9 protein-coding genes are annotated in these 9,951 nt (G+C 59.1%); 3 read left to right on the forward strand and 6 right to left on the reverse strand.

From position 1 onward, the window contains the following. The 4 genes from PSV43_RS03455 to PSV43_RS03470 all read right to left on the reverse strand — a co-directional run. A partial coding sequence (locus PSV43_RS03455) for an efflux transporter outer membrane subunit (RefSeq protein ID WP_300193809.1) occupies positions 1 to 1,336 on the reverse strand: 1,336 nt, incomplete at its 3' end. A gap of 7 nt (positions 1,337 to 1,343) precedes the next feature. Then, positions 1,344 to 4,508, reverse strand: coding sequence for an efflux RND transporter permease subunit (locus tag PSV43_RS03460; RefSeq protein WP_300193811.1), 3,165 nt, complete (start codon positions 4,506 to 4,508; stop codon positions 1,344 to 1,346). Between the two features lie 31 nt (positions 4,509 to 4,539). Next, entirely contained in the window at positions 4,540 to 5,694 is a 1,155-nt protein-coding gene (locus PSV43_RS03465; protein ID WP_300193813.1) for an efflux RND transporter periplasmic adaptor subunit, read from the reverse strand. A gap of 68 nt (positions 5,695 to 5,762) precedes the next feature. Then, a complete protein-coding gene (locus PSV43_RS03470; protein ID WP_300193815.1) occupies positions 5,763 to 6,317 on the reverse strand; it encodes a TetR/AcrR family transcriptional regulator in 555 nt (184 codons plus the stop codon). Positions 6,318 to 6,477: 160 nt separating this feature from the next. On the opposite strand from PSV43_RS03470, the gene PSV43_RS03475 reads away from it, so the two are divergent. Further along, a complete protein-coding gene (locus PSV43_RS03475) occupies positions 6,478 to 7,932 on the forward strand; it encodes a sigma-54 dependent transcriptional regulator (protein WP_300193817.1) in 1,455 nt (484 codons plus the stop codon). Positions 7,933 to 8,091: 159 nt separating this feature from the next. On the opposite strand, the gene queC is transcribed toward PSV43_RS03475, so the two are convergent. After that, complete coding sequence (gene queC / locus PSV43_RS03480; protein ID WP_300193819.1) at positions 8,092 to 8,754, reverse strand: 7-cyano-7-deazaguanine synthase QueC; 663 nt, start codon at positions 8,752 to 8,754, stop codon at positions 8,092 to 8,094. Continuing rightward, the gene (queF, locus tag PSV43_RS03485; RefSeq protein WP_300193821.1) at positions 8,751 to 9,182 is read right to left on the reverse strand and encodes a preQ(1) synthase; all 432 of its coding nucleotides are present in this window, start codon (positions 9,180 to 9,182) and stop codon (positions 8,751 to 8,753) included. The genes queC and queF overlap by 4 nt, the downstream gene beginning before the upstream one ends. Positions 9,183 to 9,303: 121 nt before the next feature. Here queF and PSV43_RS03490 point away from each other — a divergent pair, with 121 nt between their 5' ends. After that, positions 9,304 to 9,510: a type II toxin-antitoxin system VapB family antitoxin gene (locus PSV43_RS03490; protein ID WP_300193823.1), complete on the forward strand. Its 207-nt coding sequence runs from the start codon at positions 9,304 to 9,306 to the stop codon at positions 9,508 to 9,510. 3 nt (positions 9,511 to 9,513) lie between these two features. Then, entirely contained in the window at positions 9,514 to 9,936 is a 423-nt protein-coding gene (locus PSV43_RS03495; RefSeq protein WP_300193825.1) for a PIN domain-containing protein, read from the forward strand. Positions 9,937 to 9,951: the final 15 nt, after the last annotated feature.

Genomic DNA, 9,951 nt, shown 5'->3' on the forward strand with positions numbered 1-9,951 from the left:
GCGTGGCGCAAGCACGCTGCGTGGCAAGCAGCGATCGGTTCGCCTCGATCACATCCAGATAGGGGCTCGTGCCCGCTTCGTAGCGTGCATGCGCGATTTCGGCTGCCTTTTGGGCGCTGTCACGTGCGCGATGCTGCGCCTCCGTCTGTGTGGCAAGATTGCGCAGAGCGGCGAGGGCATTTTCGACATCGCTAAAAGCGACAAGCACGGACTGCCGGTAATTGGCGAGCGCCTCATCATGCGCGGCACGGCTGCGTTCGGATGCCGCCCGGGTCTTCCCACCGGCCAGCAATGGCACGCTGATGCTGGGCCCGACGTTCCAGTTGAGGCTGCTGACCTCAAAGAGAGTGGCCGTATCTCCGCTGAGATAGCCGCCGTTCCCGATCAATTTGATGCTGGGAAAGAAATTCCCTTTCACGACACCTATCTGCGCGGTGGCGGAGGCCAGTGTGCGCTCGGCAGCAGCCACATCGGGGCGGCGTTCCAGCAGATCGGTGGGCACTCCGGCGGGAATGCCGGGAGGTGTGGGCAGCAGGCTGGAATTACCCCCTAGCCTGAAGGCGCTGGGATTCGTGCCGGTCAGCAGGGCGATGCCGTTTTCAAGCTGGTCGCGCTGACTCTGCAGCGCGCTCACTTCCGCCTCGGCGGTGGCCACTTCGGTTTCGGCCTGCGCCTGTTCCAATTCGCTGCCTGCGCCGGCCTTGACCCGTGCACGCGCAATGTTCAGCGCCTGCCCACGCAAGCCGACGGCGTCACGCACAGTTTTGAGTTCGCCATCGAGAGCGCGGATGCGGAAGTAATTCGTGGCCACATCGGCATGCATGCCGAGCAGCACATTTTGCATCAGGCTCGCGGAGGCGGAGGCATCCGCACGCGCGCTTTCCACTTGGCGGCGGATCTTGCCCCACAGATCCAGCTCCCAGGTGAAATCAACCGGTACAGAGTAACTCGGCCCCATATAATGCAGGCCGCCCAGAGGAAAGGGGCTCGGCATGTTGGATGAGGTCCGCTGCGAAGTGAAAGCCGAATTGATGTCCGCACTGGGAAAGAAAGCGGCGCGGGCGATGCCTGTGCCGGCACGCGCTTGGTCGAAGCGTGCGACCGCAGCCTTCAGCGTTTGATTGTGCGCCGTGGCGCGCTCCATGAGAACGTTCAGCTTCGCATCACCAAACACGCGCCACCAGTCGCCTTTGGGCAGGGAGTCGAGCGGCCGCGTTTCACGCCACTTGATGGCGGATTTGTAGTTCGGTGGTGCCACCGTGTCAGGACGTTCGTAATTCGGCCCGACCTGAGCAAAAGCACTGGTCGTAAGAAGAAGTGAAAAGAGAAGACGCATAACAGGATCAATGAGGGGCTGGAAGAGCGGCGGCGGGAACGGTGGTCTTTTTCTTGTGGCCGAGCATTGCCAGCACATAGAACACGGGGGTGAAGAACAGACCGAGGAAGGTCACCCCGATCATGCCGGCAAACACGGCGGTGCCCATGGCGCGGCGCATTTCAGCACCCGCACCGGTGGAGACAACGAGCGGATACACACCGGCGATGAAGGCGATGGAAGTCATCAAAATCGGGCGCAGACGCAGGCGGCAGGCTTCGATGGCCGCATCAAAAGCACTCAGCCCGTGGTCGAATCTCTCCTTGGCAAACTCCACGATGAGGATGGCATTTTTACAGGCCAGGCCAATCAGCACGATGAAGCCGATCTGCGTGAAGATGTTGTTGTCACCTCCCGTGATCATCACACCGGCCAGGGCAAACAGCAGGCACAGCGGCACGATCAAAATGATCGCCAGCGGCAGGCGCAAACTTTCGTACTGCGCAGCCAGCACCATGAAGACGAGCAGGATGCAGAGCGGATAGACAAACATCGCTGTGTTGCCCGCAATGATCTTCTGATACACCAGTTCGGTCCATTGGAATTCAAACCCTGGTGGCAACGATTTTGCGAGTTCGGCGATCACCGCCTCTCCCTGCCCCGAGCTGAGCGGCGGTGCGGCGGCACCATTCAAATCTGCCGAGAGGTAGCCGTTGTAATGCGTGACGCGGTCGGGCCCAAAGCTTTCGCTCACCTTGATCAGCGATCCGACGGGCACCATCTCACCGGCCAAATTGCGTGTTTTCAGACGGGTGATGTCTTTGACGTCATCGCGGAATTGCGGCTCCGCCTGCGCCACCACCTGGTAAGTGCGGCCAAAGCGGTTGAAGTCGTTCACGTAAAGACTGCCGAGATTGATCTGCAGCGTCTCGAAGAGATTCGCCAGCGGCACGCCCTGCATCTTGGCTTTTTCACGATCCACGTCAGCTTCCAGCTGTGGCACGTTCACCGTGTAGCCGGAATAAACCTGCATGAGCTTCCCGCTGCCATACGCCGCACCAATGAGCCCCTGCGTGGCCTGATACAAAGCCGCATAACCTTGGTCACTGCGGTCCTGGATCATCATCTTGAACCCACCCGTGGTGCCGATGCCATTGACCGGCGGCGGTGATAGCACCAGCACCATTGCATCCTGAATGGCCATAAACTTGCCATTCAGCGCACCTGCGATGGCATCGCCCGAAAGCTCAGGCGTCGTGCGATCCTCGAAGTCATCAAGACCCACAAACACGATGCCGCTGTTAGGACTGATGCTGAAGCCATGGATCGACAAACCGGGGAAGGCAATCGCGTCCTTCACGCCGGGATGACTCAAAGCAATTTCCGACATTTTGCGCATCACTTCTTCGGTACGATCCAGCGAGGCACCGTCCGGTAACTGCGCAAAGCCGACGAGGTACTGCTTGTCCTGTGCCGGGACGAAACCCGTTGGCACCATCTCGAAGCCTTTCCACGTCGCCCACACGAGTCCGCAGTAGATGACGACCGCGACGAAGCTGAAGCGGATGATGCGCTTAACCATGCCCACATAAGCGTTTGACGACCACTCAAAGAAGCGGTTAAACGGGCGGAAGAACCAACCCAGCATCGCATCAATGATGCGTGACAGAATATCCTTCTTCGCATGATGATCCTTCAGCAGCAGCGCGGAAAGAGCGGGGCTGAGCGTGAGCGAATTGATGGCCGAGATGACCGTCGAGATGGCGATGGTGACGGCGAACTGTTTATAAAACTGACCGCTGAGTCCGCTGATGAACGCAGTCGGAATAAACACCGCGCAAAGCACCAGTGCTGTGGCGACAATCGGACCTGTCACCTCCGTCATCGCCTGCTTGGTGGCTTCAACTGGGTTCAGACCGTTGCGGATGTTACGCTCGACGTTTTCCACCACCACGATGGCGTCATCAACGACGATGCCGATGGCTAGAACAAGACCGAAGAGCGAGAGATTGTTGATCGAGAAGCCCAGCAGATGCATCACGGCAAAGGTGCCGACCAGTGACACCGGCACAGCGGCGAGCGGAATAATCGAAGCACGCCAGGTTTGCAGGAAAATGACCACCACGAGGACGACCAGCAGCAACGCCTCGATGAGCGTGTGAATGACGGCGTCAATGGACTTGTCCACGAACACAGTCGGATCGTAGGCGATAGCGTAGTCCATGCCTTCGGGAAACTTACCCTTCAGTTCCTCCATCTTCGCACGCACGGATTTTGACAGCTCCAGGGCATTGGCACCTGGAAGCTGAAACACTGGAATACCGACGGCGCGTTTGTTGTTTAGCAGGCTGCGTAGCGCATACTCGCTTGACCCCATTTCAAGCCGTGCAACGTCCTTGAGGCGCAGTTTTTCGCCATGCTCGCCGATCTTGACGATGATGTTCTCAAACTCCTGCTCGCTCACCAGACGGCCCTTAGCATTCACGGTCAGCTCAAAGGCGATGTCATTTTTCACCGGCTGCTGGCCGATGGCTCCGGCCGCGACCTGCACATTTTGCTCACGGATGGCATTGACGATATCCGAGGAGGTCAGCCCGCGTGCTGCGGCCTTGTCGGGATCGATCCACACGCGCATCGCATATTCGCCACCGCCAAAGAGCTGCACCTGGCCAACGCCGGGCAGGCGGGCGATTTCGTCCTTCACGTTGAGCGTGGCGTAGTTGCGCAGGTACAACTGATCGTAACGATCATTCGGCGAGAGCAGATGCACCACCATCGTCAGGTTCGGCGAGGACTTCACCGTGGTGACCCCAAAGCGTCGCACTTCCTCCGGCAGCTTCGGCAGCACCTGAGCCACACGGTTCTGCACCTGCACCTGCGCGAGGTCGATGTCCGTGCCCAACTTGAACGTGACGGTGAGCGTCATCACACCATTGGCGGTGCTCTGCGACGACATGTAGAGCATGTTTTCAATGCCGTTGATCGTCTGCTCCAATGGCGACGCCACGGTTTCAGCGATTGTCTTGGGATTCGCACCGGGGTAGGTCGCCGTCACGATGACGGTCGGCGGCGCGACTTCCGGGTATTCGGAGATCGGTAGTTGGAACAGCGAGATCGTACCGAGGATGAAGATCAGCAGCGACAGCACGCCCGCGAAAATGGGGCGCGTGATGAAGAAACGGGAAAAGTTCATGGCAGCGTGTGAGGGGTTGTGCGCGATGCCATTACTTGGCCGCCGTTTCCTTCGCCGGAGCAGCAGGAGCCGAAGGCGCGACCGGCATGCCTGGCTGCGGCAGTCTCGCCATGCCGTTCACGATGATCTTGTCGCCAAACACGAGGCCGCTGCGGATGATGCGCTTGCCGTCGATGGTCGGGCCAATCACCACCGGTTTGTAAACCGAGATCGGGGGTGTCTTCGTTTCATCAATGCCGAGCACATACTTGTTCGCCTGATCGGTAAGGATGCTTTTTTCATCAACCAGCAGCGCCTTGTACTTGCCGGTCATGGGGATGCGGATGCGCGCAAAGAGACCTGGCGTGAGCATGCCGTCGGCGTTCGAAAATTCGGCCCGAAGCACCATGCTGCCTGTGCTGGCATCGAGGCGGTTGTCGAAGGATTCCACATGGCCCTTGTGGGCAAAATCCGTTTCGTTCGAAAGCTGGAGCTCCACGGGCATGCGACCGTCGCCATCCATGAGGATCTTCTTGTCGCGCTGCATTGCCTGGATCTTGAGCAGGCTGTTTTCGTCAATGTCCGAGTACACATACACGGGGTCCACCGTCACGATGGTCGTGAGCAGCGTCGTTCCTGCAGTGACGAAGTTGCCAGTGGTGGTGATCGCACGGCTGATGCGCCCGCTGATAGGTGCCTTGACTGAGCTGTGTTCGAACTCAATCTCAGCACTGTGCTGCGCAGCCCTTGCGGCTTCCAGACCGGCCAGCGCCTGCAGGTTCATCGACTCACGCATTTCCGCCTGCTCCGGGGCGATGGCCTTAGCCGCGAGCAAGGTCTTCACCCGGTCAAACTCGCGCTTCATCGCCTGCGCATTGGCCTCGGCACGCGCCACTTCGGCACCCGTCGCACGCAGTTTAGTCTCAAACGGGCGCTGGTCGATGGTAAAAAGAACATCCCCTTTGTTGACCAAGGCCCCGGACTGGAAATGGACTTCGGTGATGTAGCCGGAAACGCGTGGCTTCAAATCCACCGTCTCCATCGGCTCGACGCGCCCCGTGAACTCCTCCCACTCGACGAGTTCTTTCTGCTCGACCGGTGCGAGTGTCACCGGGGCCGGAGGCATCTGACCGCCGTGGCCGCCCTCAGGCGGTTTGCCACAGGCAGCGAGGAGCAGGACGAAGGGGAGGAGGGTTTTAAGTTTCACGAGGCGCGTTGGTTTTGGGGTATGAAGTTGACCAGTCGGTTAATTTGAAAGCAAAAGAATAAGCAGCATCAGCCCTTGACGCCGAGGATGATCTTGGCTCCGGATTCGAATTCATCCAGGCGACCAAGGTCATTCCACATGCGGGCGTGGAGCAGCAGCCCCTCGCTGTAAGCAAACACGATCCGTGCCAAAGCCATCGCATCATGCGTGACGATGCTGCCCTGCGCCTGCGCATCGCGAATGGCGCTCTCATAGTAGCGGATGAACTGGCTCAGGATTTCCTGCAGCGTGTCGCGCAGGCGCTCGTCCACCGTGCTGACCTCAGCCCCGAGTGAATGGATGGGACAGCCCAGCACCCGCCCGTGCTTTTGAAACAACTCCTCCTGCTCCTGGCGGAAATTGCGGAAGCAGTTCAAGATGCGCTCCACCGGCGGCACCACGGGCGAAAAGATCTGGTCCAACTCCTTGCGGTGCTCAGTCCAGCCGTGCTCGATCGCAGCGACGGCCAGTTCAGTTTTAGACTCAAAGAAGTGGTAGAAACTCCCCTTCTTCACCCCGGCCTTGTCGCAGATATGATCCACCGAGGTGCTTCCGTAGCTGCCCGCCCAGATCAGTTCGATCATGGCGTCAATTAAGCGGTCTTTAGCAGTAGAAGTGCGGCCCATGGGGGTTTCGGTAAAAGTAGCGGAGCCTTAAATTAGACTAGACGGTCAGTCAACAATAATTCCACCTCCTTGATTGCCGCCGTCGCCTTCCCTTCCATAGTGTGACATTCCTTCACACATGACCGACCAAGCCACAGTCCTGATCGTCGATGACGAAAAGCATACCCGCGATGGCCTGCGCCTCTCGCTGGAGGATGACTTCGACTGCTACGTGGCCTCAAACGCCGCCGAAGCGATGGAATATCTCAATCATGACCGCATCGACGTCATGCTCACCGACCTCCGCCTCGGCGAGGACGATGGCATGAAACTGCTTGAAGCTGCCCTGGCGCTGACCAAGCCGCCCGTCTGCATCATGATGACCGCCTATGGCAGCGTCGATACCGCCGTGGAGGCCATGCGCCGAGGTGCCTACCATTTTGTCACCAAGCCGCTGAACCTCGACGAGGTGGAGATCCTCATCAAGCGCGCCCTCCGCAGCCGCTCGCTGGAACACGAAAACGTCGCCCTGAAACAGCAGGTCGAGCGCAAATTCTCCATCGAAGGCATCCTCGGCCAGGCGGAGGTGATGAAGCCCATCATCGACACCATCCAGCAGGTGGCCCCTTCCCGCGCCACCGTGCTCATCGAAGGCGAGAGCGGCACCGGCAAGGAGCTCGTGGCCCGCGCCATTCACAATCTCAGTGGCCGGCCCAAGGCGAATATCGTCTCCGTGCACTGCGCGGCGCTCTCCCCGCAGATCCTCGAAAGCGAGCTCTTCGGCCATGAGAAGGGTGCCTTCACCGGTGCCCAGGAGCGCCGCATCGGCCGCTTTGAGCAGGCCAATGGCGGCACGCTCTTCCTGGATGAAATCGGCGAGATCGACGCCAGCACCCAGGTGAAGCTGCTGCGCGCCCTCGGAGAGCAGACCATTGAACGCGTCGGCAGCAGCAAGCCCATTTCAATCGACGTCCGCGTCATCGCCGCCACGAATCGCGACCTCGCCAAGATGGTCGAGGCAGGCACCTTCCGTGAGGATCTTTACTGGCGCTTGCGCGTCGTCACCATCCAGCTCCCCCCGCTGCGCGCCCGCAAGAGCGACATCTCCGTGCTGGCGGATCACTTCCTCAAGGAACTCGCCAAAGCCAATGGCAAAGCCTACAAGCCGCTCGGCGAAGACGCCCTGCCCGCGATGATGAATTACGACTGGCCCGGCAACATCCGCGAACTGCGCTCCGCCATCGAGCACGGCGTGGTCATGAGCAACAGCAACCGCGTCATGCTCAAGCATCTGCCGTCCTACCTGCTCAATCCCAACGGCCTCGGCATCGGTTTGCGCGCCCCGTCATTGATCGCCGCCAAGGATGCAGCCAATGCACCCGCAGGAGAAAGCACCGATCCTGCGATCAAGCCAAAGAGCGATCTCGACATCACGGAGGCCGAGCATCAGCTAATCCTCACCGCACTGCAACGCAGCGGCAACAACCGCACCGTGGCCGCCGAGATGCTCGGCATGAGCCGCCGCACCCTGCAGCGCAAGCTCAAGGACCTCAACATGGTCCGCACGCACCGTCGCCGCGTCACAACGCCTTAGCTGGTTGAAAACTCATCACGGCACATCCGCCCGAAGGAGCAGCAACGATCTAGTCATTGATCACAGATTCGAAGCTCGACCTTCGGGAACGGCACACATGAAGTGATCGTCAGGCGCGCGGGCCGTCATCGGCCCCACGCCTCTTTTTTTGCCTCCCGCTCAGATTTCGGTATCGTAAACCGTCGGGTCGTGAAGACCGGCGAGCACAAACGCCTCGATGCGTTCGACACAGGTGCCGCACTTTCCGCAGTGGAAGTCTCCGCCCTTGTAGCACGACCACGTCTTGCCGTAATCCACCCCCAGGGTGTCCCCGAGTTTGGCGATGCCCGCTTTGTCGCGATGGATAAAAGGTCGCAGCAGTTCGATGCGTGCATACGTGCCCTCGCGCATCGCCTCTGCCATGCCCTGCATGAAGGGCTCACGGCAGTCAGGATAGATCGTATGATCCCCCGCATGCGCCGCGATGACGAGCGCCTGAGCCTCACGGCTTTCCGCCAGACCGCAGGCGATGGAAAGCATGATGCCATTGCGAAACGGCACGACCGTCTTCTTCATGTTTTCGTCCGCGTAATGTCCCTCGGGGATCGTCCCGCCTGATTTGAGCAGATCGGAGGCGAAGTGCTGGTTCATGAAGCCGAGGTCGATGATGTCATGCGGCAACCCCGCCTGGGCGCAATGCCATGCAGCCAGCGGGATCTCGCGGTGGTTGTGCTTCGCACCGTAGTCAAAACTCACGGCTCCGACGACCTCGCACTCCTTGCGCGCCCAGTAGAGCGCCGTCACCGAGTCCATCCCACCGGAGAGCAGCACGATCGTTTTCATTCGGGCAGGCGCAGGGTTTCTTCGATATCTGGAAAGCGCGCCTCGCAGGTAAGCTGAATGCCACCCCGAGCGCCAAACTTCCCACGCACCACCACCTGCTTCGGCGCACACGCTTTCACGATGTCATCCAGCACGCGGTTCACAATCGCCTCATTGAAGGAGGCGTGATTGCGATACGAGGCCAGATAGAACTTCAGCGACTTCGTTTCCACGCAGGTCTCATCCGGAATGTAGTAAATCTCAAGATGCGCCGAATCCGGCTGCCCGGTCACCGGGCAGATCGAGCTGAATTCCGGCGCGCTGAGATGAATGCGATAGTTCCGCCCTGGCGTACGATTTGGGAACGTCTCCAGCACCGCCACATCCGGCGAGGTGGGGAGACGATTTTCGGAACGTCCTAGCAATGTGAGGTCTTTTTCCTGGCTCATGTCCATGCAGAATGCCCGCCCTAGCTTGGAATGCAACGATCTGCATCAATTCAAACATGCAGATTCTTTTTTCATCTTTTTTAACTTGTTTTATCCTCATATATACTCTTCATTCAATCCCATGAGAATCACAGTCGATATTGAAGATGAAATCATCACCGACGCCATGGAGTTAACCGGGGAGAAAAACAAGAGTCCCGCCATCGCCAAAGCCGTGGAGCAGTATGTGAAGCGGATGCGGGCGAAAGAGTTCGGCAAGCGTCTGCGCGAAGGGTTCTATGACTACCCTTCCACCAATTCTGAAATCGAAGCGCTCGAAATCATTTAACCCATGGTCCTTGTCGATTCCTCCATTTGGATCGAGGCCTCCAGGCGCACGGGCAGTCTGGAGGTCAAGGTCGGCATCGAAGGCCTGCTCGATGCCTATGAGGCCACATTGTGTTCACCCGTGATACTTGAAGTCCTAGGCGGCGCACGCAAAGAGGAACGCAAACAACTCAACGCCGATTTCTCCTGCCTTCCCTACATCCGCGTCACGGAAGCAGACTACATAGAGGCAGTGCGCCAGAACTGGAAACTGCATGACGCTGGCATCACCGCACCGGCCAATGACGTCCTCATCGCCACCATCGCGGTGAGGCTCATCTGCCGCGTGTATGCGCAGGACAAGCACTTTGAGGCCATGGCTCCTGTGCTCGGCTTCGCACTGTATGAGCCGGGATACGGCGGCTCATTTCGGCCGGATGGTGGCTGAGTGATAGTTTTCCAC

Source organism: Prosthecobacter sp., assembly GCF_029946185.1.
In the GTDB taxonomy this organism is placed as follows: Bacteria; Verrucomicrobiota; Verrucomicrobiia; order Verrucomicrobiales; family Verrucomicrobiaceae; genus Prosthecobacter.

Excerpts from the sequence above, each read along its gene's own strand:
- queF (WP_300193821.1), bottom strand. The coding sequence starts at position 9,182 with ATGAGCCAGGAAAAAGACCTCACATTGCTAGGACGTTCCGAAAATCGT.
- PSV43_RS03475 (WP_300193817.1), top strand. The coding sequence starts at position 6,478 with ATGACCGACCAAGCCACAGTCCTGATCGTCGATGACGAAAAGCATACC.
- PSV43_RS03495 (WP_300193825.1), top strand. The coding sequence starts at position 9,514 with ATGGTCCTTGTCGATTCCTCCATTTGGATCGAGGCCTCCAGGCGCACG.
- PSV43_RS03490 (WP_300193823.1), top strand. The coding sequence starts at position 9,304 with ATGAGAATCACAGTCGATATTGAAGATGAAATCATCACCGACGCCATG.
- queC (WP_300193819.1), bottom strand. The coding sequence starts at position 8,754 with ATGAAAACGATCGTGCTGCTCTCCGGTGGGATGGACTCGGTGACGGCG.
- PSV43_RS03470 (WP_300193815.1), bottom strand. The coding sequence starts at position 6,317 with ATGATCGAACTGATCTGGGCGGGCAGCTACGGAAGCACCTCGGTGGAT.
- PSV43_RS03460 (WP_300193811.1), bottom strand. The coding sequence starts at position 4,508 with ATGAACTTTTCCCGTTTCTTCATCACGCGCCCCATTTTCGCGGGCGTG.